Origin of the sequence: Cellvibrio sp. ARAG 10.3 (assembly GCF_051846955.1) — a bacterium.
GTDB lineage: Bacteria > Pseudomonadota > Gammaproteobacteria > Pseudomonadales > Cellvibrionaceae > Cellvibrio.
The window spans coordinates 42,815-68,277 of the sequence record NZ_JBPYCU010000010.1; the positions used below are offsets into that span (position 1 = coordinate 42,815).

Consider the following 25,463-nt stretch of genomic DNA (forward strand, 5'->3'; position numbering starts at 1 on the left):
TAAAAAAAGATCTAGCCAAAAAAATCCACACTGCCCTCAACAATAATCATATTAGCTGTAGCATATTGATTTCGTAAGGCATGAATCGGTGCATATTCAGCGCAGGTGGCCCAATAGTGGGCAGTTTCTTTATTGGGGAATTCCATCACCACCAAGCGTTTGGGTTGCCATGTCCCTGAAATAATTTGTGCATCGGCACCGCGAACAAGATAGCGACCACCGCAGGCTTTTACCGTCGGGGTAATTTGCGCAAGATAAGTGCGGTAGTTCTCATGATCGTGCACCTCGATATCGACAATTACATACGCAGCCACTTAGTGCTCCTCCAACCATAACAAGAGTGCATGACGCTCTTCATCTGTCATGGACGTGAAATTTCCAAGTGGCATATAGCCGGAGTTAATGGCTGGAATTGCTCGGGTTTTTACCACAGTTAAATGCTCCAATGTATCAATCAGCAAACCCGCCGGTGGAGCATTGAAGCCCGGTTGCGTGGGAGAAGAGGCATGGCAATTGGAGCAATGCGTGGTGAGAATGGTTTGAATCTGCATTTCGCGTGACTCAGTCAATTGTGGTTGTTCACCGGCAGATTCACGCGCTGTTGTATTTTTTGTAAAACCCATGACTATCGCAACCAAAACCATACCTGCAGCGGCGGAGATCAGAATGCCCGGTTTGATAATGTCGCGATGTTTCAGGTTAAAGAAATGGCGCCCCCAGGCCAACAAACTGCCGATAGCCACCAGAGCCAACCAGTTGTACGGATGACCGTAAACAAAGGGATAGTGATTGCTGATCATGCAAAAAATAACTGGCAGCGTCAGATAGTTGTTATGCGTGGAGCGGAGCTTGGCGAAGAGTGCAGTATTCACATCCGGTTCGCGGCTTTCACTCACGGCGGCGACGAATTTGCGTTGTGCGGGCATGATGCCCCAGAACACATTGCCGGCCATCCAGGTAGCTATCATGGCGCCGACATGTAAATACGCGGCGCGCGCCGAAAATAATTGGTGGGCGAGCCAACTGGCAAAGGTTATAAACACGACGAGGACTGCAGCAAAGGCCAGGTTTTTTTTGACCAGCGGTGTGCGCAGCAGTAATTCATAAATGATCTGGCCGACGGCAATAAATAACAGGCTTGCGACAATCGCACTGCCGGGTGATTGCAGCCAGGTATTGTGACCGACCAGGTAAGATTGCGCTTGCAGATAGTACATCAGGATCAGCAGGCCGGTGCCGCTTAACCAGGTACTGTAGGCCTCCCATTTGAACCAGTGCAATTGTTTCGGCATGGCTTCCGGGCGCAGGTGGTATTTGGCAATTTCATAAATGCCTCCTCCGTGGATTGCCCATAGATCACCCTTGATGCCTTTATCACTTTTCCACTGCGGCGGCTCGCGCAAACTCAAATCCAGCCAGATAAAATAAAAGGATGCCCCGATCCAGGCAATACCTGCCACCACATGAAACCAGCGAAACGCCAGGTTCAGCCACTCCAGTATCATTCCATCCATTGGAGATCTCCCTGAGCGCGAGACGAACGACGAAACGCCAGTTTACCCATCACATAGGTGCGGGCAATATTTTGCTCGTCGCCCAGCATCATTAGTGCAAACAGGGTTTCATTCAAATCTGTTGTTTTTTGTTGGCGATTTTGTTGTAACAAGGTGGGCGCCAGATCGAGCAAGATAAAATCTGCTTCTTTACCCGGCGCGAAGTTGCCAACATACGCGTCCAGTTGCAACGCGCGGGCATTACCCAGAGTCGCCATATAAAGCCCTTTTAATGGATGTAAATTCTGCCCTTGCAGTTGCAGCACCTTGTAGGCTTCTGCAAGGGTGCGCAACAGGGAAAAGCTGGTTCCACCGCCGACATCTGTCGCGATACTTAAACGCACACCGGCATCCTCAAGACGTTGGACGTCCAACAATCCACTGCCGAGAAATAAATTAGAGGTGGGGCAAAAGGCGATACCGGATTGGGTTTGCGCCAGGCGCGCTACCTCGCGATCACTTAAATGCAGGCCGTGGCCAAAGATACTGCGCTGGCCGAGCAAACCAAACCGATCATAAACATCCAGATAATCCGTTGCATCCGGATAGAGGGATTTTACCCAGGCAATTTCCTGCGGATTTTCCGACAAATGAGTTTGCATATACAGGCCGGGATAATCGCGATACAACTGGCCGGTAATCTTCAATTGCACCGGTGAACTGGTAGGCGCAAACCGCGGGGTCAAGGCGTAATGCAAACGTTTGGTGTGATGCCAGCCTTCAATCAAGGCGCGGCAATCGCGTTCACTGGTTTCCGGTGTATCCAATAATGTTTCGGGGGCGTTGCGATCCATCATCACCTTGCCGGCTATCATGCGCAGATTGCGTTTGGCCGCTGCTTTAAAAAACGCTTCTGTTGATTGGGCAAAGACAGTGGTATATACCATGGCACTGGTGGTGCCGTTTTCCAGCAATAACTTTAGAAACTGATCCGCCGCCTGCGCAGCAAATCCTTTATCGGCAAACTGCAGCTCGGTAGGAAAGGTGTAATCATTGAGCCAATCCAGCAGTTGTTCACCGTAAGAAGCAATCACGTCCGTTTGGGCATAATGAATATGGCTGTCAATAAAACCGGGCATCAATAAATGCTCGGGAAAATATTGGCATTGCGCCAGATCGAAGCCCTGTTCGATCATGGTTTCCACACTGGCAATAGACTTTACCCGTCCATGCTCAACCAGCAGTACACCATCTTCATAATAATCAACACCCCGGCCGGTAGCGGGATCTGGCACATCAGTAAAGTGTAAAATTCGCGCGCGAAACGCGCTGATATCCTGTGAACTCATAGAAGCCCTTAACAACGCCCAACTCAACTACCGCGATAGGTTGAATAACCAAAGGCATTCAATAACAGCGGAACATGGTAATGCTGATCAACATCGGCCACATGAAAGGTAATAAGAATTTCCGGATAAAAACAACCTTGCCCGCGTTTGGCAAACCAGTCACCCACCGCAAAGTGCAAGCGATAAAACCCCGTTGTTAACATAAATGCGTTATCCCATTGCAATACCCGGCCATCGGTGTCTGTCTTTGCACTGGCTAGTGGTGCAGCAGAATCCGGCTCGTACAGTGTTACTCCTACCTCAGCCGCCGGCTTGCCTGTTTCCAGATTGAGAATGTGTGTCGTAATCGGAGGTTTATTCATAACGTCTCACTGCAGTAATTGTTCAAGTCGCAAGCGGGTGATAGCCGCCTGTTCATGTGCACCGTTCATCAGCTCAATAACCCGGCCGTTGTCAATCCGCGCTTTCAATAACCCTAGCATGTCCTCGGCTGATTTCCCGGTAGCACAAACAATAAAAATAAAACCGTAACGTTGCTCATACTCGATATTCAATGCGTAAAGCTCGCGCAAAACCGACTCACTGGCATTCACCACCTGCCCTTGCTCCGCCGTCGCGCGCCCCGCGTAACGCGAACGCAACAACTCAATATCACCGATACGTGCGTGGCCTTTAAACGCCTCCAGGATTTCCTCTTCATCCGCGTCGCGCCACACATCATCCGCCGCACGCAACAACTGTTCCCTGCTGTCAAACGGACGCAAGGCTGCCACCCGTTGCGCCCAGTTCCGGCAATGACAACAGGTATACAACTGTGCAACAGCCTCGGCTTTGGGCAACTGATTAAATTGATCCAGATTCATTATTCGCTCTCACTGTGAATCGCCTGCCCCGGTTGCTGAAGAATATTCTTGATCTCGCGCCAGGACGTAGAACGGCCTGTTGTTGCCGGCTGATGCTGGTAATACAACGCCTGCAACTGTGCCGCAATCGACACCGCCACCTCCATCGGCAATTTGCCTTTCACCTCCGGCAAACCGATGGGACTGTAAATCTGCCGGATAACAACCTCATCAAACCCGGCATCCGCCAGGCGCTTACGAAACCGCAGCGCCTTGGTCGCCGAACCAATCAACCCCACATAGCGCCAACGATCCTGACGCAACAACTCACTGCACAATTGGAAATCCAAACCATGATCATGCGTAAACACCACAACCCACGCGTTATCAGCCAAAGACGCAACCGCCTCCACCGGATTCGCAAACACCTCAAAGCGACAATTAACCGGCAAGGGCATAACCAGCTGATCCGCACGGCTATCAACGATCCTCACCTGACACGGCAACCCCGCCAGGATCGCCACCAACGCCTGACTCACATGTCCCGCGCCAAACAGCACAACCTGCCAATCACGCGCCGCAAAACACTCCAGCATCACCGTTACATGACCGCCGCAACATTGCGCCGCCTCTGCCGCTAACGGAAACGGTCTGAGTACCTGACACGATTGATTTTTTTCCAACAACTCGCGCGCCTGCTGCACAATCAAAAATTCCAACTGTCCACCACCGATAGTGTCATAACTCCGCTCAGCATCCACCACCATCTTGCTACCACCATCGCGCGGGGTAGAACCCTGGGTGTTGATAATAGTGGCAATTACGTAACCACGGCCGGCTTGCTGGCAATGTTGAATCGCTGATGACCAATTGAGATGTTTCATATGCTGTTTCTCATGCATAAATAATTTCAGCTTTTTGCTTTTGCTTTTGCTTTTTAATCTCTATCAACACGCACAACGTTCAAAGAGCATGGTGATCTTGCTTCTGAGACCATCACCCGCACGGATGCGGGTGTTGAGCCTACAAGGATGTATTCACGGCGTGTCTCAGAAGCAAGATCACCATGCGACTCTCCATCCGTTTATAGATAAATACCTTCGCTCAGACAGCATGAATTGTGGAGTAGTTAGCGAGACTCGCCGTGAACCCGGCCCCTACGCGCTCCCGACGCTTCGGGACACTTCCCACATCCATGTGGGTCGTCCATGCGGGCGATGGTCTCGCTAACTACTCCACAACCCATGCCAGTGCCATCGAATAAACATTATTCAAATAATCTAAGAAAAACCTTTCTCAGAATTAAACCGCTCACATTCCCGAACGGCCCAAAATACCCTCTCAGGTGTCGCCGGCGTATCCAACCGCGGACTAAACCGATACCCCGCCACACTCGAACACGCATCCCGCAACGCCGCCCACACCGAAATCGCCAACATCAACGGCGGCTCACCCACTGCCTTCGACAGGTGGATCGTATTTTCATTGTTAGCTTCGTCGTACAACGCCACATTAAATACCGGCGGTACATCAAAAGCCGTCGGAATTTTATAATTTGCCGGACTGTTGGAAATGATTCTTCCGGTGTCGTCCCACAATAATTCTTCCGTCGTCAGCCAACCCATTCCCTGGATGAAACCGCCTTCGATTTGCCCGATGTCAATCGCCGGATTCAACGAGCGACCCACATCGTGGAGGATGTCCACACGGTTCACGCGATACTCGCCAGTCATGGTATCAATTGTGACTTCACTCACTGCCGCACCGTTAGCGAAGTATAAAAACGGCTGCCCTTTTGCGGTGTCGCGGTTGTAAAAAATCTTGGGGGTACGGTAATAACCGGTTGCAAATAATGGGATACGATTTAAATAGGCGAGTTTGATAAATGCTTCAAAGCTGTAGACGTCGTTATCCACCAGCACTTGATTATTGATAAACCGAATACGCTCTGCAGCTGTGTCGAAATGTTCGATAGCGAAATTGATTAAATCCGCTTTTACTTTATCGCAGGCGTCTTTCGCTGCCATACCATTCAAGTCGGTGCCGGAGGATGCGGCAGTGGGTGATGTATTGGGGACTTTATCTGTGCGTGTTGAGGTGACCATCACACGCTCAACAGACACACCGAACGCGCTGGCCACAATTTGTTGGATTTTGGTGTATAGCCCCTGCCCCATCTCGGTTCCGCCGTGATTGATCAGCAGAGTGCCGTCGGTATAGATGTGCAGCAAAGCGCCCGCTTGATTCAGGTGCTTGGCGGTAAAGGAAATGCCGAATTTTACCGGCGTCAAGGCAATGCCTTTTTTCAGGGTGGAATGGGTTTTATTGAACACGGTGATAGCGGTGCGACGTTCGCGATAGTGCGAGCTTTGCTCCAGGCGTTCAACCAAAACCGGCAGCATGTGTTGTTCAACTTTTTGTCCGTAGGGCGTTTCGTCGCGCCCCGGTTGATAGAGATTTGCCTTGCGTACATCCAACGGGTCCTTGCCGAGCTGACGGGCAATATCTTCCATCAAGGTTTCAACCGCCATCATGCCTTTTGGCCCGCCGAAGCCGCGAAAGGCGGTGTTGGATACCGTGTGGGTTTTGCAGCGCAACCCGAGGATGCTGGCGTTAGATAAAAAATAAGCGTTGTCTGCATGAAACATGGCGCGGTCGACAATACCTTCCGACAAATCCGGCGAAAAACCGCATTTGCCCGCAAGCACCATGTTCACGCCGAGCAAGCGTCCGTCGTCATCGAAACCGGCGTGCCAACGATTTAAAAAATCGTGGCGCTTGCCGGTTTGTACCATGTCGTCGCGACGCGGCATACGATAGCGCACCGGGCGTTTCAACCGCTGGGCAAAGACGGACGCCATACAAGCCAGGGGCGCGGCCTGACTTTCTTTACCACCGAATCCACCGCCCATGCGGCGTACTTCTGCCACAACACGATGCAAAGGAATGGCTAACACCTCTGCAACCAGTTTCTGAATTTCCGAGGGATGTTGTGAGGAGCTGATAACATGGATGCCGCCGTCTTCCGTTAATCGCGCTTCGCTGATTTGCCCTTCGAGATAAAAATGTTCCTGGCCGCGCACATAAATTTCGCCACTGAGTTGATGCGGTGCTTTTTCAATTGCGGCATCAGGATCGCCCATCAATAAGCGGTGCTGCGGCAGAACAAAACTTTGTGCCGCAAGCGCATCGTCTATCGTAAGTTGCGCGGGCAGGATTTCATAATCGATAACGGCCTGATTCACTGCCCGTTGCGCCGCCTCAAAACTGGTGGCAGCTACCGCAAATATCGGCTGGCCGATGTACTCTACAATATCGCCCGCCAGCAACGGATCGCCGCCGTACACCGGCGCCACATCCACTTTACCGGGAATATCCCCTTGCGTGATGACATCTACCACGCCGGAATAGTTTTTTACCTGCGTCAAATCCATGTGTTTGATGCGTGCATGGGGCACGGTGGATTGCCCGGTGGCGATAAAAACGGTGCCCGGCAGCAGCGGTAAATCATCGACATACTCTGCTGATCCGCTCACGTGCTTGCGCGCAGATTCATGGGCCACCGATTGCCCGACACCTGATTGGCTGGCATTTATTTCAAGCGCCTGATTTTGATGTGCCTGGCTTTGAAGCGCCTGTGTTTGTACCTGGGTCTCAATCAATTTACGCATGATCAAACACCCCCTCTGCTACCACCTGGCCATTTAACTGCGCAATGATTTCATTGCAGGCTTTTTTCAGTAGATTGCACGCCATTGCCATACGGTATTCGGCGGAGGCACGCACATCGCTCATCGGCGAAAATTCACTGCGTAACACATCGCAGGCCTGATCAAGTATGTGTGGCAACACCTGCCCGTCGCGATGCCAGGTCGTTTGATGGAGAAATTTTTCTGTGGCATGTGCACGCCGGGGAATTGCAGCCATGCCGCCAAATGCGATGCGCAGCTGTTGTTGGCCGTCGAACAGGAATGCACCCATTACCGCCGAAATATCGTCTTCGTAGCGTTTACTGATTTTGTAAAGTTTCACGGGATAATCCAGCGCCTCACGTTTAATACGAATTTTGGCGAGGTAGTCACCGGTGGCCAGCGTGGTTTGTTTATAGGCACGATAAAACTGACTGATCGGCTCACGACGATATTCTCCAGCGGCGTTGCCAATAAGCAATTCTGCATCCAGCACCAACAGGAAAGGTGGCGTGTCGGCAATGGGCGATGCATTGCAAATATTGCCGCCGAGTGTGCCGCGATTGCGAATCTGGCGCGACCCCAGGCGACCGAGAAATTGCACAAAGGCGGGGGAGATATCGCTCAACGCGCGCTCAAGCCGGGTATAGGTGACGGCAGCACCTATTTCGACATAGGCTTCCGCATTGTCCTGCACACCATCACGCTGGATCTCCACAGCCTGTAAACCGGACACCCGGTTAAGATCGATGAGTTGCGGCAGAGTTTTGTAGAACTGAGTCACCTCCAGCATGAGATCAGTGCCACCGGCGATCAGGTGGGCATCAGGGTATTGCTGCAACAGCGCCTGGAGTCCTGCCTCATCGGTTGGCTGCGCATAAAAACAGTCAGTTTCTTCCAACACCGGATTGCCCGCTAAAGGTGCATCAGCACTCCACTCCTGCACAATATTGATCATTTGGGCAGGTTTTTTAAACGCATGCAAACCGGCATCAATAATCGGCCGATAACCGGTACAGCGACAGAGGTTGCCTGAAATTGCATCAATTACCGCGTGACGCTGCTCTTCCATTGACCCGCTTCCCGCTACATCAGAGTTCATATGCAGGGCCGCCAGGGACATCACAAAACCGGGGGTACAAAAACCGCATTGAGACCCATGGCAGTCAACCATGGCCTGCTGTACAGGATGCAGTTGGCCTTGATCATTCAAGCCCTCTACGGTGATAACCCGCTGATTATCAACGCTTCCCAAAGGGCAGATACAGCTATTGATGGCGCGGTATACCCAACCTGTCGGGCCCTGACTACCAATCAACACGGTACAGGCACCGCAATCCCCTGAGGCGCAGCCTTCTTTGGTACCGGTCAGGTTTTGCTGGCCACGCAGGTAGCGTAGCAGCGTCATATCCGGCGCAATCGACTCCACCTTGACCGGGATATTGTTCAACACAAACTGCACTAGGATTCCCCCGTTCTGTCTACCACGATTAGCCCAATAAATTCTGCCTCTCTTCAAGCAAAGCAAAAGTCTGGCCAAATAGACAATTTTTTATAGAAGAATTTTCCAAAGTAGGCCACCAGAAGACTGTGGCATGCATATTGCTGTACCTTTTCTATCTTTTTTGTCCAGTTAGTCAGGTTTATGTCCGAGAAAAACAACACACGCCTTGAGTTAATGTCGGTCACCAAGGTGTACCCAGGCTGTATCGCTAATGACGCCGTGAGCCTGAGGGTGGCGCCGGGGGAAATCCACGCCCTGCTCGGCGAAAACGGTGCAGGCAAAAGCACGTTAATGAAGATTATCTATGGCGTAGTCAAGCCCGACGCAGGCCAGATGACATGGAATGATAAGGAGGTGTCTGTTACTGGTCCGGCTCACGCGCGCCAGTTGGGTATGGGTATGGTGTTTCAACATTTCTCACTCTTTGAAACCCTGACCGTTACCGAAAATATCGCTTTGTATCTCTCACCGGCCGAATACGGCAACCTTAAGACGTTGCGCGAACGCATTATCGCCGTGGCAGACGAATATGGTTTGGCCATTCACCCGGATCGGGTCGTGCACACCTTATCAGTGGGGGAGCAACAGCGCGTGGAAATTATTCGTTGCCTGTTGCAGGACATTCAATTACTTATCCTCGATGAACCGACCGCTGTGCTGACGCCACCGGAGGTCGAACAATTAATGGTGGTCCTTAAAACGCTTGCGCATAAAGGGTGCAGCATCCTGTTTATTTCGCATAAATTGCACGAAGTTAACGCGCTGTGCGATCGCGCAACAATCTTGCGTGGCGGAAAAGTGACTGGCTCCTGCATCCCTCGGGAAACCTCCGCCCGCGACATGGCGCGAATGATGTTAGGCGATGAACTCGAATTACAGGATGCCATGCCGCCGGGCACAGCCGGCGCGCCCACGCTGGTGATGCACGACATTAATGTGAAACCGCAAGACACGTTCGGCATTCACCTGAAAGATATCAATCTGTCGTTGCACAGCGGAGAAATTGTCGGCCTTGCCGGCGTTGCCGGAAATGGCCAGGACGAACTAGTTGATCTGATCAATGGCGAGCTTGCTCCCGATGCCGGCCGGTTAATTTTTCAGGAACAACCCATTCAGGCGTTCACGGTGCAGCAACGGCGTCGCCTTGGTATGTGTACCGTACCGGCTGACCGGATCGGACGGGGCGCGGTGGGAACCATGAGTTTGACCGAAAACAATTTATTGACCGGTTACGTGACCCACGGCGTTAAAAAAGGCTGGATCAATTGGCAAACCCTTCGCGCGCGCGCGACAGACATCATTGCGCGCTACAAGGTAAAAGCCAGCGGCATAGACAGCAGCGCCGGTAGCCTGTCCGGCGGTAATCTGCAAAAATTTATTATCGGCCGGGAGATTATGCAGAATCCGAAATTGTTGATTTGCTTTCATCCTACCTGGGGTGTTGATGTCGGCGCGGCCAATCTTATCCACCAACAGTTAATTCAATTGCGCGATGCCGGCGCTGCCATCCTGGTGATTACCGAGGACCTGGATGAGTTGTATTTACTCGCTGATCGCCTCGGTGCTATTTGCGGCGGCAGATTATCACCGGTGCACAAAAAGCAGGACGTGCCACTGGAGCGCCTCGGCCAATGGATGACCGGGAATTTTCAGGAGGAAGCAACCTGTGCACATTGAAAAACGCCTGCAAGATTCGCGTTCCATGCTGTACCTTTCGCCACTACTGGCACTGGTACTGACACTGTTATCCGGCGCCTTATTGTTTGCATTACTCGGCCGCCCGCCGTTACTCAGCCTGTACACATTTTTTATTGCGCCGGTCAGTGACCTGTATGGTGTGTCTGAGCTGGCCGTTAAAGTCACGCCGTTATTACTCTGCGCCATTGGTTTAACGCTGTGTTTCAAAGCCAAGATCTGGAACATTGGCGCGGAAGGACAATTTGTCTTCGGCGCGCTGATCGGTGGGGCAGTTTCCCTGCAACTGGCAGACAGTGAAGGTTTCTGGGTCCTGCCGGTGGTCATCATCAGCGGCGCCCTGGCCGGTCTGTTGTGGGCCGCCATTGCCGCCTTGTTGCTTACGCGCTTTCACGCCAATGAAATCCTCACGACCATCATGCTCAATTACATTGCCGTCAACTTGTTGTTGTGGGGCGTGCACGGTCCGCTTAAAGATCCCGACGGTTTTAATTTTCCCGAGTCCGCCCTTTTTGCACCGCAGACGTTATTGCCGATCGTGTTTGAGGGATACCGAATCAGCGTCGCATTATTTATTGCGCTGCTGATGCTGGTTGTCATCTGGGTCATATTGTCGCGCACGCTGCTGGGTTTCCAATTGCGCGTCATGGGCGAAAATCGCACTGCCGCAAGCTTTGCTGGCTTCAACAGTAAGGCGTTAATCTGGCTGCTATTGTTATTTAGTGGTGCCATGGCCGGCATGGCCGCCACCTCCGAAGTCAACGGCCCGGTCGGGCAGCTCATTCCGACACTCTCACTGGGCTACGGTTATGCAGCCATTATCGTCGTGTTTATGGGCCGCATGCACCCGCTGGGTATTTTACTCGCCAGCATGCTGTTGGGCCTCACCTACCTGGGCGGCGAGATGGCACAAATTGAATTGGGTTTACCAAAATCCATCACCGGTTTATTTCAGGGCATGTTGTTATTTTATCTATTGGCCTGCGATTTATTAATCAGTTATCGCGTGATATGGAACAGCAACTCACGCCATTTTTCCAGCACACCGGCAACCACGAACGAATAGGTTGTAATTTCTATGGATTTATTGTTGATCGAAAATATTCTCTTCGCGATGGTGCGTACCGGCACGCCTTTATTACTCGTCGCCTTGGGCGCGATGGTATCCGAACGCGCCGGTGTTTTAAATTTAGGCCAGGAAGGCATGATCCTCGTCGGCGCCGCCTGCGCCTTTATCGCCGCCTACGCTGCTGGCAACCTCGGCTGGGGCGTTGCGGCTGGCGTCGTGGCCGGCGCGCTGGTCTCACTCATTTTTGCGTTTATCGCGTTGACATTGATCTCCAATCAGGTAGCCACCGGTTTGGCCTTAACCATCTTCGGTACCGGATTAAGCGCTTTCCTTGGTGCAGGTTATGTCGGCCAATCTCTGACGGGTTTAGCGCCGGTAACTATTCCCTGGTTAACGCATTTGCCTCTTATCGGTAAAGCCCTGTTTGCACAGGATGTGTTGGTGTATCTCTCGTTTATTTTATTCGCCGCCATTTTCTATGTAATGCGCTACACCCGCCTGGGCTTAATCATCCGCGCCGTAGGTGAAAATCCGGAGGTCGCTCATGCCTTGGGTTACAAAGTCCTACTCGTGCGCTACAGCGCCGTCGTATTCGGCGGCGCCATGGCTGGCCTGGCGGGGGCGTATTTATCGTTGGTGTACACGCCGATGTGGTCCGAAGGTATTGCAGCGGGGCGCGGGTGGATTGCGCTTGCATTGGTCGTATTTGCAAGCTGGCGAACCGAGCGGGTTTTGTTAGGCGCCTGGTTGTTTGGGTTTGCGAGTATTCTGCACTTGTTGTTGCAGGGTTACGGTTATGAGATTTCGCCGAATTTACTGGCGATGTTGCCGTATGTGGTGACGATTGTGGTGTTGGTGATGATGATGCGGCGTAAACATGGGCAGGGGGTGGTTGCGCCTCGCTCTTTGGGGCGGCCTTATTATCCGGTTAGGTAGTTTTATTATCCGGTTAGGTATTTTTTTCTTAATTGAGATTGGAGTGGTAATTGGGTAAAGGTTTGTGAGACACGCCGTGAATACATCCTTGTAGGCTTGGCGCCGGCATCCATGCCGGCGACAGCCTCACAAACCTTTACCCAATTCCCTTTGACCAGTTGTGTTTTTTTCGAATGGTTAAAAAGCAGAATGAATTTAATTGCTCAGGATCTTTCGCTGCTAATGTTTCATAGCCTGGTTTACAAAAAAATGAAAAGCAATGCACATTAATTTTAGCTGCTATTTTTTGTGCTTTTAAAGCAGTTTAAATATACCACTGAACTCGCAGGTATGAGTCCGGTGTTGGTGTCGGAGACCATCGCCCGCATGGATGCGGGTGATGAGCCTACAGGGATGTATTCACGGCGTGTCTCCGACACCAACACCGGACTCAGGCCCAACCCCGAAACAAGTAAATACTCATTGCAATAAAGTTGAGGAAAAAAAATGAAACTACGTCACCTGTTGGGATTGGCAACCGCCACACTGATCAGCTGGAGCACCACCCTCTCCGCCGAACCACTCAAAGTCGGCTTCGTCTATGTCAGCCCCATCGGCGACGCCGGATGGACCTACATGCACGACGAAGCACGTAAAATTGTTGCCAGCGAATTCGGCGATAAAATTGAAACCTCCTATGTCGAAAGCGTCGCCGAAGGTGCCGATGCCGAGCGGGTGATTCGCAACATGGCCTCGCGCGGTTACGACCTTATTTTTACCACCTCATTCGGCTACATGAACCCCACCATCAAAGTGGGAAAAATGTTTCCCAAGGTAAAATTTGAACACGCCACCGGTTATAAAACGGCACCCAATGTCGGCAATTACCAAGCGCGGGACTACCAGGGTCGCTACCTCGCCGGTATGGTGGCTGGCGCCATGAGTAAGGATGGCGTGATCGGTTATGTCGGCGCCTTTCCGATTCCTGAAGTCATTCGCGGAATCAATTCCTTTATGCTCGGCGCCCAACAAATGAATCCGGATATTAAAATGAAAGTGGTGTGGGTGAATACCTGGCATGATCCTGCAAAGGAGCGTGAAGCGGCGGAAAGTTTGATCTTGCAAGGTGCCGATGTGTTGACGATGCACACTGATTCTGCCGCCGTGGTGCAGGCCGCAGCAGCGAAGAATGTGTATGCCGTGGGTTTTAATTCCGATATGACGGCGTATGGTCCTAAAGTCCATCTGACGTCCTCTACCCAACATTGGGAAAGTATTTACCGGGCCAAGATTCAGGCGATGCTGGATGGCACCTGGAAATCAGAATCGATCTGGCACGGTTTAAAAGAAGGCGTGGTGGATATCTCGCCAATCAATCCTGTTGTGCCGCAGGCAGTTGCGGATAAAGTCCAACAGTATAAGGCCGAGATTATCGCCGGGGAGCGCGATGTGTATCAGGGGCCAATCTATAACCAGGCCGGTGAACTCGTGGTGGCTGAAGGCAAGTTTCTGAATGATGAAGAATTGCACAAGCAAAACTGGTATGTGAAAGGCATTGAAGGCAAAATACCCCGGTAGTATTTATCGCGATGCTTGACGGGGAATTACCCGTCAAGCAGAAAGGACACACTAACATATCAGCGAGACACAATAACGATGGCCAACAAGATTTTGGAAAAAGCCCTGGACTTTGACCCTACCGAAACCCCGACCGGTAAATATAAACCGGGCAAGATCCGTGACCGCAACCTGACGAATATCATCAATGCGGCAGAAGAAGAATTTGTCCAGAACGGTTACCGCGGCACCAGTATTCAGGCGATAGCGGATCGCGCCGCTATCCCAAAAGCGAACGTGCATTATTATTTCAAAAGCAAATCCAATTTATATATTGCCGTACTGGATAATCTCATTCATTTATGGAACGATTTTTTTGATAACATCAAAGAAGATGATGATCCCGCTGTCGTACTCGATGAATTTATCCGCAAAAAAGTGGAGCTATCTTATACTCACCCACGCGCGTCAAAGTTATTTGCCATGGAGATGATTCAGGGCGCGCCCCATTTAAAAGACTACATCCGCACCGAGATGCGCCAATGGGTACGCACCAAAGCGCGGATTATCGAGAGCTGGATTGAACAGGGGCGCATGGCCAGGGTTGATCCGGTGCAGCTGATTTTTTTAATCTGGTCGTCTACGCAACATTATGCCGACTTCGATGTGCAAGTACTCACCATCATGAACCGCGCCGAATACGAGCCGGATATGGTGCGCGATATCTCCAATTTTCTCAGCGACATTATCCTCAAGGGTTGCGGCCTGGAGCCACCGGCGCGCGCACCTGCCATAAGCGACGCGCATCCATGACAACCCGCCCTGACCCTGGCATCGCAACCGATGCCACCTGGATTAAAAATCCGCTCGCCTGTTGGACCGGCAATACGCAGGATGCCAGCAACGGTATAGTGATTCGCGGCAACCGGATTATTGAACTGGTTGCCCGTGGCCAAACACCGCAAACAACGTATCAACACAGCTTTGATGCGTCCAATCATGTGGTATTGCCTGGCCTGATTAATTGCCATCATCATTTTTACCAGACGTTAACGCGTGCTTTGCCAGCAGCATTAAATAAAGAATTGTTTCCCTGGCTGCAAGCGCTCTACCCGGTGTGGGCAAACCTTGATGACGAGGCTATTTTTGCCTCCACGCAATTGGCGCTCAGTGAATTATTATTGTCCGGTTGCACCACCGCAGCGGATCATCATTATGTATTCAGCAGCATCATGCCCCATGCAATTGATGTACAGGTTGCTGCCGCCAGCGCAATCGGTAGTCGCGTCACCTTGACCCGGGGCTCTATGAGCCTCGGCCAATCCGCCGGCGGCCTGCCACCGGATTCTGTGGTGGAAACCGATGCGCGCATTTTATCCGAGAGTGCGCGCCTCATCAGAACGTATCACGATCCCGCTGAAGACTCCCTGTGCCAGATTGCACTTGCACCCTGCTCGCCTTTTTCTGTTACACCGGACCTGATGCGCGAGACGGCCCGACTTGCGCAACAAAACGATGTCTTGCTGCATACGCATCTCGGTGAAACCGAAGATGAAAATATCTTTTGCCTGAAAAAATTTGGGCAGCGGCCAGTGGATTACCTTGAGGATGTGGGCTGGCTGCACAATCGCGTCTGGTTGGCTCATGGCATTCATTTTAATGATGACGAAGTTCAACGCCTGGGCCATGCATGTACCGGTATTTGTCATTGCCCCTCGTCCAATATGTTGTTAGCGTCCGGCATGTGTCGCACGCTGGATTTACAGCGTGCCGGGGCACCGGTTGGTCTCGGTGTCGATGGCTCTGCATCCAACGACGGATCAAACATGATGCAGGAAGTCCGTCAAGCCATGTTGCTGCAAAAACTGCGTTACGGCGCTGCACAGTTTTCCCATCTCGATGCGCTGTCGATGGCCACGCAAGGTAGCGCGAGACTATTGCATCGAAACGAGCTGGGCGAAATCGGCGCAGGCAAGCAAGCTGATCTCGCTTTATTTCGCCTGGATGAGCCACGGTTTTCCGGCTATGGCGATGCCGTTGCAGCACTGGTCCTGTGCGGAGCCCAGCGCGCCGATTACGTGATGGTGGGCGGTCAATGGAAAGTCAAACACGGCATGCTCGTTGAGTATGATATCCAGGAAATTATCGCTCGCCACTCGCTTGCCGCCCAACATCTGACCCGCGAGTTGAATGGCTGAGTTTCCCGACGAATCTCCGCTTATGTTGGGGTTCGCACAGTCGCCCTCCATGGCCAACCGTAAAGTAAAGAAAAATTGCTACGGCTGATTGGACGAAGGGCTCATCACAAGTACGATAATTATTGATGACATTACGTCCCCTGCGCCTGACTATGTGGGATAACGTAATGATGGAAATGGATGTTAAACAACTGCGCGAGAATTTTGCGCGCACCCGGCAACTCAGTGAACATCTGTCAAATATGTTGACAACAGATGAACACATGCTGCAATCCATGCCAGATGCGAGCCCCACCAAATGGCATCTGGCACATACCTCCTGGTTTTTCGATACATTTATTCTAAAACCCCGTAACGCCAGCGCTGAATTTCCTGATTACTTTTCCTATTTATTTAATTCTTATTACAACGGTGTAGGTCCGCAATTTCGTCGGGCGCAGCGCGGTTTAATTGCACGACCCAGTCTCGACGAGGTCTGGAGTTATCGTTTCGCTGTTGAAGAAAAGCTCCAGCATCTCTGGAATGATTTCACATCCGACGAATTGGCGCTGGTTGAGTTGGGCATTCACCACGAACAACAACACCAGGAACTTATCGTCACCGACATCAAGCATGCGCTGTCATTTCATCCCCTGTTTCCCGCCATCATCCCCGTTGCGCATCCGGATACACCCACCGCCGCCGTCGGCATGCAATGGCAGGATTTTCCTGAGGGCGAATTTCGGGTCGGGTGCGATACAGGATTTTGTTTTGATAATGAGATGCCGCGTCACCTGACTCACATCAACGGTTTTCGGTTGGCGAACCGCTGCGTAACTAACGGCGAGTATCTGGCATTTATAGAAGATAAAGGTTACCAGCGAGCGACGCTTTGGTTGTCCGAGGGCTGGACATGGGTGAATGAGACGCGCGCAACAGCGCCCTTGTATTGGCACTGGCTGGACGGCGCCTGGCACGTTTACACCCTGGGTGGTTTGCAACCGCTGCGCCTGGATGAGCCTGTTTGTCATGTGAATTATTTTGAAGCAAATGCCTTTGCTGCCTGGTCCGGTAAACGTTTGCCCACCGAATATGAATGGGAAATTGCATCAACGACTGCCAGCAACAATAGCCATTTCCTGAATCCGACCCGCCTTCATCCACAAGCAGCAGAACGACAACCGGGCCTGCAGCAGATGTTCGGCGATGTCTGGGAGTGGACGCAAAGCGCTTACCTGCCCTACCCCGGTTATCGCCCAGCCGCCGGCGCCGTCGGTGAATACAATGGCAAATTTATGGTGAACCAGTGGGTGTTGCGCGGCGGTTCCTGTGCGACGCCGGCCGGGCATATCCGAGCCAGCTACCGTAATTTTTTTCCTGTTAACGCCAGTTGGCAATTTTCTGGAGTGAGGCTCGCTGATGAACTCGATTAATGCTGAAAAGATAACAGAAGGTGCCGCTTACTTCCGGGAAACGCAATTTTTACAGGACGTTATTCACGGCTTGAGCCAATCTCCAAAATCCTTGCCCTGCAAATATTTTTATGATGAGCGCGGCTCTATTTTATTTACCGAGATTTGTAAAACCGAAGAGTATTACATTACCAGCACTGAATTGACCCTGCTGGATGAAATACTGCCGGACATCGCCCGCCTGGTTGGGCGCAACGCCAACATTATTGAATACGGTAGCGGCGAAGGCCGCAAGATTCGTCACCTGCTGGCTGCACTGGATAATCCCAAGTCCTATACCCCCATCGATATCTCTGCGGAAATATTGTTGCGCTCAACCAGTCAATTAAAACGTGAATTTCCGCAGATCATCATTCATCCGGTGGTGGGGGATTACATGAGCCATATCCGGCTACCGGAAGTCGTCGCCTCAGACCGGATAAACCACCGCGTAGTATTTTTTCCCGGCTCCACCATCAGCAATTTCAGCCCCGATGAAGCACAGGCATTCCTTGGTCGCATCAATGCCCTGTTAAAACCGGGTGACGGTTTACTCCTGGGCGTGGATCTGTTGAAGTCCCCCAACCGGTTGCATGAAGCCTACAACGATAAAGAGGGCGTCACTGCGGATTTCAACCTCAATCTGTTACGCCGCATCAATAACGAACTCGGTGCTGATTTTGACCGCCATCAATTCGAACACTATGCTTTTTTCAACATGGAGCTGTCGCGCATTGAGATGCACCTGGTCAGTTTAAAAAACCAGACAGTGCATATTGCCGGCCACCGCTTCCATTTTAAATGCGGTGAGACGATCCACACTGAAAATTCCTATAAATACACCATTGAAGATGTGGCCAAACTGGGCATTGCCTGCGGCTTTAACCACATCAAAGCCTGGACAGATCACAACGCGTTATTCAGCATTCACTACTTAATGCGCGCGTGATGTTCCCTTACTGATTGATGACTTCGCGAAACCCGCGGAAGATCACTTCCGGGCGAGTCTTACGACACACTTTACCGGGCGGGTACCGATCATCCTTTATCAATGAGCCAGCCGTCCTGGCATCCAGATGTGAACGCTCTTTGCCATCCCATCGTTTGTCCGGCATGCCCATATCAGTCGTTTGTTTCCAGGGCTTATCCGTCGTCTGGTAAACAACCTTCAACGCTTGCCTGTCTCCCTCACACAGGCTGTTATCCAGTGCGATCATTACCGCAAGCGTATCCCAAAAATAATATTCGCCAGACGCAATAAACCAATCATTTTTATCCAGTACCTGATCCCAGAATTTTGCTGACGGGGTATTCGCTGCCTGCTTGAAATCTTTGGCAACCTGCTGTGTAACACGAACAGAATTGGTTACATCCAACCCCACCAGAATAATCGGCAGCCCGGACTGCAACACCTTGTCAGCCGCCAGTGGATCAATAAAGATATTCCACTCTGCCGTCGTGTTTGGATGGCCATCGGTAAAATTCGGCACGATGATATTGCCCGGTACATCAAGATTACCCCCCATAATGACAAGCTGCTCAACACGCGCCCTATCCTCCGGATAACGCTCCAGCCACTGCGCAATATTCGTCAGGGGCCCGGTGGCGATCAGCGTTACCGGTTTGGTAGATTCTTGCAGCGCCTTATGAATTACCTCAACCGCGTGCCCTTTGGAAGCTGTCCGTCGGCTTTTCTTTACCGGCACACCCGACAGCGTATCCGAATCCATTCGCCAGGCTTCGGGAAAGACAAAATACCCATCCAGCGGCCAATCATCACCGCAAGCCACCGGAATATCCCGCGTAACATCACCCGGAAGATCCAACAGCGAAAGCGTGTTAGCAATCCCCGGCTTACACCGGGTTTCACCGCTGGCAGAAATAGTAACCGCAATCACATCCGCCTCGGGATGATGCAACAAATACAACAACGCCGCCCAATCATCGATGGCCATGTCGTTATCAAAGATGATGGGTTTGGCTTGCGACAAGGGAGAAAAACAGCTGAGTAAAAACAAACAATACATTATCCAGTTTTGCTTCATAATTTTTCCGTTGAGAAATTTAGTGAATATGATTTTCTTCAACACACTTGAAGCTCACACAATTCGAGTTTGGCATTAGGCCGTTTGGTTTCGAAACCAAACGGCCTAATGCCAAACGAGCTACGAAGTGACCTATTAGATATCGATACTCACTTTCCACCCGGAATCGTCGTTTTATATTTATCCCAATCGCTCAACAACGCCTGCACCACCCGATTACCCAAACCATAAGCCGCCTCAATCGCAGGCATACCTTTATCCGGATACGGCGCCGTCGTACTCCACGCCGCCGTTTTACCCGGCGGCGGAAAACTATAATTACTGACCGTGCGCAACACCAACACCCGCTGTGTATCCACCAAACCGGTTTTAGCCAAGCGATGCAATGCCGTCAGCGAGCCATTGTCTTCCATATTCGTGGTCATAAAATTACTGTCTTTACCCGCGTGCAAATGCATCCAGTCATTGGCCCAGTTGTTGAGCAACTCACCATGCCAATAAGTGCTGGAGCCGATAGTATCGCCGATGGTGACAAACGGCGGGCGCAATGCCTGCTCAAAGCCTTTGTATTGCGCACGGAAACTTTTCATCGCCGGTGTATCCGCAACAGGATGATCTTTCGTAAGTTGATAGGCCCAATCCACCAACTGCGGATTCAGATGGTAAACAATTGTGTCCACGGTCCAACCCGTCGCTTCCTGATTCGGCTCTTTTGCGCCCAACGGAATCAAACCGTACTTCCATTCTTTGGGAATCTCGCGGCCATCAATTTCATAAAGCAAATCACCATCCACCACATGCTTCGCCCACACACCCGTACCTAGCGACACATCCAACGGATCACCACCACCAATACCGGCGATCACCCAATACGCGTTGGAAAGATCAAAACGCGGATCCAGCCCCAAGGCCATCACCGAGGCCGTAGCATTGGTCACACCACCGCCAGTGCACATTGCGAGCACACCTGCCTCATTCATGTGCAAATCGTAAACCCCCAGTGGAAACGGAAATACCTTGTCGAGCTTTTGCCGCTCAATCCACAACTGATACTCACCCGCCTGATCCCCGGTCACCTCACCGGTTTCAAACATACTCACCACCACCACTTTCACAGGAATCGCGGCACTTACGCCGATGCTGAGCAACAGGCCCAACACCAGCAAAAAGGTTTTACTGATTGAATTCAACACAACTTACCTCTGCTATCGATAGATTAAAAATTCGCACTGCCAGTACAGCACCCAAGCGGTATGCAAATATTTGACCAATTGGACAGAAAATAACGAAATGCGGAGACAGTATCTCGAAGAGCTCTCGATGCGGAGTTTGGCGTTAGGTGACTTGTTCCGAAACCCTCAATTCAAGGATGAATTGAGGGAGCTACAGGGACGATTCATTCGCCACATCCCTGTGGCTCACCCTACGGGCAGCTTCGCTGTGCAAATTGGCTTTCCTGCCAATTTGTTATGCGTTTTCGGAACAAGTCACCTAACGCCAAACGGGTTAAGAAACACCCAACCAGACTTAGATCCCATTTTGTGATTTTTAACCGCATCTACAACCAAGGATTGTTGGCGTTTAACCGATATGACTGCTAGATTTTCAAGGCTGCCCCGTCAGCATCAGAATAACGAGCAACGCCAGCAGCGTCTGGCCTCCCCTTCGGGATCTTTCAAAAAAACCAACAGGAGCCGAGGATGCCGACAAGTTCAACCGCCAGAACTGCCGTACCGCCTGCCCAGAGCAACCCCGCCACACCATCGGCTATCGACCTCAGCATGTTTGAGATCAGCGTCAGCCAGCTACTGGGCTTCGATTACGTCTTTCTTGGCGGACCCGCTGCTACCGCCTGCTTTAGCCAACTGTCGACGGCCCAAGGTGTTATTACCCAATTGATCAACACACTTGCCGTTGCACCCGAGCAAACCGTGTTTATCACCCTCGCCGGTCAAGACGGTGAGCTTCCCCGCTTTACCCGCCACGATGTCACCTGGAACCAGGGCCAGATCGAAGCCCTGAACCACACCCTGATTGAGCATCCCGAGCAGCAGGAATTTATCAATATGATCTGGCAGTGCAGCTCGGGTCAGACGACCTGAATTTACAACCTCTCCTCTCGGAAATCCTGTGCTAAAGTAAATTCATTAGTTATCGGCGCATCGGCACTCATCCAGGGAGACGGATAACAAGAATGCGGCGTTGGAGTTACCCAATAACGGGACGTAGATTCCCGAATCAACCACAGGAAACCAGCATGATTTTTCCTTCCAGAGCAATGCGTCTGGCGCTTAGCCTATGCATGAGTATTTTCTTGGGTGTTGTGCCCTTCTCTGCAAGCGCGCAAGAAAAAGCCATCACCATCAATATGAAATCCAATGTGCAAACCGATTATATGAACGGTTTGCTTAAGTTGGCCTTGGGCTACAGCGGCAAGGATTATGTTTATCACAGCACGAGCGAGGTCTATTCGCGCCCGCGCCTGATGGAATCAGTAAAGAATGGTAGCGTTTCGGTCATGTGGGGCGGCACGTCCGAGCAAATGGAAAAAGACTTTATCCCCATTCGCATCGATGCCTATCGCGGACTAATGAACCACCGGTTGTTATTTATTCGCGAAGGCGATCAGGCGCGCTTCGATCAGGTTAAAACCCTGGATGACCTGCGCAAGATTACGTTTGGCCAGGGGCGCAGCTGGCAAGACGCCGCAATTTTGGAACAGGCCGGCTTCACTGTGATAAAAGCCACCAAAAAACCCAGCTTGTATTACATGCTCGACGGTGGCCGCTTCGATGCGTTTCCGCGCGGTGCCAACGAAGTCTGGACGGAGTTATCGGCGTTCCCCGATTTGCCTTTAACAGTTGAAAAAAATCTTGTCATTATTTATCCGTTGCCCACGTATTTTTTCGTCAGCCCGGAAGACCCGGAACTAGCCACAGATCTGGAAAACGGCCTGGAAGCCGCCATTGCCGACGGTACTTTTGATCGCTATTTCTTTGCCAGCCCGGAAGTGAAGGAAGCATTAACCAAAGCCAACTTGAGCAAGCGCCGCGCGTTTCGGATTGATAATCCGTTTTTGCCCAAAGCGACGCCGTTAAACCGCAAGGAATTATTTCTGGATTTGACGAACATTCAGACTGAGGAAGAGTAGCTATCAGTAGGTCGGATTAGCGTAGCGTAATCCGACAGCGGGACTTGATATTAAAGTATTACCATTATGCGAATGTATTGTCGGATTACGCCTTTGGCTAATCCGACCTACAAAGCAGCAAAATTAATATTATGAAAGGCGGGTTTTAAAATCTTCGTAACCGAATTCGCGGATCACGCGCAGTTCATCCGTACGTGAATCCCACAAGGCAATCGAGGGCAAATTGATGCCGTTAAACGTTGTGGTTTTAACCATGGTGTAATGGGCCATATCGTCAAACATCAACCGCTGACCGGGATGCAGCGGTTCCGCAAAACTGTAATCACCGATCACATCTCCCGCCAGGCACGTCATACCACCCAGTCGATAGGTATAGGGGTATTCTTCCGGCATACCGGCGCCGAGAATTTCCGCACGATAAGGCATCTCCAAGACATCCGGCATATGACAGGTGGCTGAGGTGTCGAGGATCGCCTGGTGCATGCCGTTCCATAATACATCCAGTACTTCCGCCACCAGCACACCACTGTGGATAGCTACCGCTTCCCCCGGCTCCAGGTACACCTGAACATCGTAACGGCGAGAAAAATCTTTAACCATTTGAATCAATTCGTCGACTTGATAATCATCACGACTGATGTGATGGCCACCACCGAAATTAATCCATTCCATCTGTGCCAGATAGGGGCCGAACTTCTCTTCTACAGCAGCCAGCGTACGCTGGAGCGGTGGTAAATCCTGCTGGCACAGCGTATGGAAATGCAAACCGGAAATACCATCCAGTAAATCGGCGTTGAACTGCGATAAAGGGACACCCATCCGCGAACAAGGTGCGCAAGGGTCGTAAAGCGCTACCTCTCCCTCCGAGTGTTCAGGGTTGATACGAATACCGAAGTGCAATTGCGGACGCTCTTTTTTTGCCGCCATCGCCAGGGGCTTGAACCGTTGCCATTGTGAAAACGAGTTAAACACCACGTGATCAGCAACACGCAAAATCTCGATCAAATCCGCTTCTTTATACGCAGCAGAATAACAATGTACCTCTCCACCAAATTCCTCGCGCCCGAGACGCGCTTCATGCAGGCCGCTGGCGCAGGTACCCGACACATATTGCTTGAATAGCGGCGCCAGACTCCAGCAGGAAAACGCTTTTAAGGCTGCCAACACTTTTGCACCGCTCTCCCGTTGCACACGGTTGAGGATTTGCAGGTTCGCCTCAACCGCTGCCACATCCACCACAAAACAGGGTGAAGGTACGCGCGTGGCATCAAAACGGGAAAACGTCTGGCGCATAACGGAACTACGGCTCCATGGCTTCAATGTTGGTGGCTGACACATCGCCCACTTGCCAGGGCAAACCGTAGACGTTCAGGTCTTCCATAAAGGGATCAGGATCAAACTGTTCCATATTCCACACCCCGGGTTGTTTCCATTTACCCTGCAATATCATCTTGGCACCGATCATCGCCGGTACGCCGGTGGTGTAAGAAATCGCCTGGGATTTTACTTCGGCGTAACAGGCTTCGTGATCACACACGTTGTAGATAAACATGGTGCGCTCTACGCCGTCCTTGATACCGGTGGCCATACAACCAATGCACGTCTTGCCCTTGGTCAAAGGGCCAAGGCTGGCAGGATCGGGCAGCAAGGCTTTCAGGAATTGCAACGGAATAATTTCCTTGCCTTCAAACATGACCGGCTCAATGGAGGTCATACCAACATTGCCCAGCACTTCAAGGTGCTTCAGGTAATTGTCCGAAAATGTCATCCAGAAGCGCGCGCGTTTTATCTCGGGGAAATTTTTTGCAATGGATTCCAGCTCTTCGTGGTACATCAGATAAATTTTCTTGGGGCCGATCTCCGCCGGGAAGTCGTACACGCGATTCACAGACAGCGGATCGGTTTCACGCCATTCACCATTTTCCCAATAGCGACCTTTAGCGGTCACTTCGCGAATATTAATTTCCGGATTGAAGTTGGTAGCGAAAGGTTTGCCATGGTCGCCGGCATTACAATCGATGATGTCGAGATAATGGATCTCGTCAAAATAATGCTTTTTCAGATAAGCCGTGTAAACGTTGGTTACACCCGGATCAAAACCGGAACCCAACAACGCCATCAAGCCGGCGTTTTTGAATTTATCCTGATAATCCCACTGCCAGGAATATTCAAATTTGGCGGTCTCTGGCGGCTCGTAGTTGGCGGTGTCGAGATAGTCGACGCCCGCTTCGAGACAGGCGTCCATGATATGTAAATCCTGATATGGCAGGGCCACGTTGATAACCAGGTCCGGTTTTTCTTTGTTCAACAAAGCGACCAGTTCCGGCACATTGTCGGCGTCCACTTGTGCGGTTTTTATGGGGCGATCCAGTTGCGCTGCCAAGGCTTTGCATTTTGCTTCGTTACGGCTGGCCAACACGATCTCGGAAAATACGTCCGGCAGTTGCGCACATTTATGTACCACCACACCGCCGACACCACCGGCACCAATAATCAGGACTTTTGCCATCACTTTCTCCATTGACA

General features: G+C 51.4%; 22 protein-coding genes. 10 read left to right on the top strand and 12 right to left on the bottom strand.

Annotated elements, in window-relative coordinates:
* Nucleotides 1-11: 11 nt before the first annotated feature.
* The 8 genes from ACSV5M_RS13450 to xdhA form a co-directional block, all read right to left on the bottom strand.
* On the bottom strand, nt 12-314 hold the full coding sequence (locus ACSV5M_RS13450) for a DUF1330 domain-containing protein (protein WP_439176752.1): 303 nt from the start codon (nt 312-314) through the stop codon (nt 12-14).
* A complete protein-coding gene (locus tag ACSV5M_RS13455) occupies nt 315-1,514 on the bottom strand; it encodes a urate hydroxylase PuuD (RefSeq protein ID WP_439176753.1) in 1,200 nt (399 codons plus the stop codon).
* Nucleotides 1,502-2,842: a guanine deaminase gene (gene guaD, locus ACSV5M_RS13460; RefSeq protein ID WP_439176754.1), complete on the bottom strand. Its 1,341-nt coding sequence runs from the start codon at nt 2,840-2,842 to the stop codon at nt 1,502-1,504. Before guaD ends, ACSV5M_RS13455 begins: the two co-directional genes overlap by 13 nt.
* Nucleotides 2,843-2,865: 23 nt before the next feature.
* Nucleotides 2,866-3,204, bottom strand: coding sequence for a hydroxyisourate hydrolase (gene uraH, locus ACSV5M_RS13465; protein ID WP_439176755.1), 339 nt, complete (start codon nt 3,202-3,204; stop codon nt 2,866-2,868).
* Between the two features lie 6 nt (nt 3,205-3,210).
* On the bottom strand, nt 3,211-3,705 hold the full coding sequence (uraD, locus tag ACSV5M_RS13470) for a 2-oxo-4-hydroxy-4-carboxy-5-ureidoimidazoline decarboxylase (protein ID WP_439176756.1): 495 nt from the start codon (nt 3,703-3,705) through the stop codon (nt 3,211-3,213).
* Entirely contained in the window at nt 3,705-4,568 is an 864-nt protein-coding gene (xdhC, locus tag ACSV5M_RS13475) for a xanthine dehydrogenase accessory protein XdhC (protein WP_439176757.1), read from the bottom strand. The genes uraD and xdhC overlap by 1 nt, the downstream gene beginning before the upstream one ends.
* A gap of 396 nt (nt 4,569-4,964) precedes the next feature.
* Nucleotides 4,965-7,355, bottom strand: coding sequence for a xanthine dehydrogenase molybdopterin binding subunit (gene xdhB / locus ACSV5M_RS13480; RefSeq protein WP_439176758.1), 2,391 nt, complete (start codon nt 7,353-7,355; stop codon nt 4,965-4,967).
* The gene (xdhA, locus tag ACSV5M_RS13485) at nt 7,348-8,826 is read right to left on the bottom strand and encodes a xanthine dehydrogenase small subunit (protein ID WP_439176759.1); all 1,479 of its coding nucleotides are present in this window, start codon (nt 8,824-8,826) and stop codon (nt 7,348-7,350) included. Before xdhA ends, xdhB begins: the two co-directional genes overlap by 8 nt.
* Before the next feature lie 192 nt (nt 8,827-9,018).
* On the opposite strand from xdhA, the gene ACSV5M_RS13490 reads away from it, so the two are divergent.
* The 8 genes from ACSV5M_RS13490 to egtD all read left to right on the top strand — a co-directional run bounded on the left by ACSV5M_RS13490 (nt 9,019) and on the right by egtD (nt 18,690).
* The gene (locus tag ACSV5M_RS13490) at nt 9,019-10,554 is read left to right on the top strand and encodes an ABC transporter ATP-binding protein (protein WP_439176760.1); all 1,536 of its coding nucleotides are present in this window, start codon (nt 9,019-9,021) and stop codon (nt 10,552-10,554) included.
* The gene (locus ACSV5M_RS13495; protein ID WP_439176761.1) at nt 10,544-11,638 is read left to right on the top strand and encodes an ABC transporter permease; all 1,095 of its coding nucleotides are present in this window, start codon (nt 10,544-10,546) and stop codon (nt 11,636-11,638) included. The genes ACSV5M_RS13490 and ACSV5M_RS13495 overlap by 11 nt, the downstream gene beginning before the upstream one ends.
* A 12-nt stretch (nt 11,639-11,650) precedes the next feature.
* Nucleotides 11,651-12,577 carry an ABC transporter permease gene (locus tag ACSV5M_RS13500; protein WP_439176762.1) on the top strand — a complete coding sequence of 309 codons (927 nt, stop codon included), beginning with the start codon at nt 11,651-11,653 and terminating at the stop codon, nt 12,575-12,577.
* 486 nt (nt 12,578-13,063) lie between these two features.
* Nucleotides 13,064-14,134: a BMP family ABC transporter substrate-binding protein gene (locus tag ACSV5M_RS13505; protein ID WP_439176763.1), complete on the top strand. Its 1,071-nt coding sequence runs from the start codon at nt 13,064-13,066 to the stop codon at nt 14,132-14,134.
* Nucleotides 14,135-14,212: 78 nt separating this feature from the next.
* Complete coding sequence (locus ACSV5M_RS13510) at nt 14,213-14,926, top strand: TetR/AcrR family transcriptional regulator (protein WP_439176764.1); 714 nt, start codon at nt 14,213-14,215, stop codon at nt 14,924-14,926.
* The gene (locus tag ACSV5M_RS13515; protein WP_439176765.1) at nt 14,923-16,311 is read left to right on the top strand and encodes an 8-oxoguanine deaminase; all 1,389 of its coding nucleotides are present in this window, start codon (nt 14,923-14,925) and stop codon (nt 16,309-16,311) included. The genes ACSV5M_RS13510 and ACSV5M_RS13515 overlap by 4 nt, the downstream gene beginning before the upstream one ends.
* Nucleotides 16,312-16,436: 125 nt before the next feature.
* Complete coding sequence (gene egtB, locus ACSV5M_RS13520; protein ID WP_439176766.1) at nt 16,437-17,723, top strand: ergothioneine biosynthesis protein EgtB; 1,287 nt, start codon at nt 16,437-16,439, stop codon at nt 17,721-17,723.
* Entirely contained in the window at nt 17,710-18,690 is a 981-nt protein-coding gene (gene egtD, locus ACSV5M_RS13525) for an L-histidine N(alpha)-methyltransferase (protein WP_439176767.1), read from the top strand. Before egtB ends, egtD begins: the two co-directional genes overlap by 14 nt.
* A 7-nt stretch (nt 18,691-18,697) precedes the next feature.
* On the opposite strand, the gene ACSV5M_RS13530 is transcribed toward egtD, so the two are convergent.
* Both ACSV5M_RS13530 and ACSV5M_RS13535 read right to left on the bottom strand, forming a co-directional pair.
* Nucleotides 18,698-19,786 (bottom strand): nucleoside hydrolase, encoded by a 1,089-nt coding sequence (locus tag ACSV5M_RS13530; protein ID WP_439176768.1) that lies wholly within the window; start codon nt 19,784-19,786, stop codon nt 18,698-18,700.
* A gap of 149 nt (nt 19,787-19,935) precedes the next feature.
* Nucleotides 19,936-20,979 carry a purine nucleoside permease gene (locus ACSV5M_RS13535; protein ID WP_439176769.1) on the bottom strand — a complete coding sequence of 348 codons (1,044 nt, stop codon included), beginning with the start codon at nt 20,977-20,979 and terminating at the stop codon, nt 19,936-19,938.
* Nucleotides 20,980-21,486: 507 nt separating this feature from the next.
* On the opposite strand from ACSV5M_RS13535, the gene ACSV5M_RS13540 reads away from it, so the two are divergent.
* Complete coding sequence (locus tag ACSV5M_RS13540) at nt 21,487-21,888, top strand: hypothetical protein (RefSeq protein ID WP_439176770.1); 402 nt, start codon at nt 21,487-21,489, stop codon at nt 21,886-21,888.
* Between the two features lie 155 nt (nt 21,889-22,043).
* On the top strand, nt 22,044-22,937 hold the full coding sequence (locus ACSV5M_RS13545; protein WP_439176771.1) for a diguanylate cyclase: 894 nt from the start codon (nt 22,044-22,046) through the stop codon (nt 22,935-22,937).
* Nucleotides 22,938-23,066: 129 nt separating this feature from the next.
* Here the strand turns inward: ACSV5M_RS13545 and nspC are convergent, their stop codons facing one another.
* Both nspC and ACSV5M_RS13555 read right to left on the bottom strand, forming a co-directional pair.
* A complete protein-coding gene (gene nspC, locus ACSV5M_RS13550) occupies nt 23,067-24,230 on the bottom strand; it encodes a carboxynorspermidine decarboxylase (RefSeq protein WP_439176772.1) in 1,164 nt (387 codons plus the stop codon).
* A 7-nt stretch (nt 24,231-24,237) separates the two neighbouring features.
* Nucleotides 24,238-25,446 carry a saccharopine dehydrogenase family protein gene (locus ACSV5M_RS13555; RefSeq protein ID WP_439176773.1) on the bottom strand — a complete coding sequence of 403 codons (1,209 nt, stop codon included), beginning with the start codon at nt 25,444-25,446 and terminating at the stop codon, nt 24,238-24,240.
* Between the last annotated feature and the right edge of the window lie 17 nt (nt 25,447-25,463).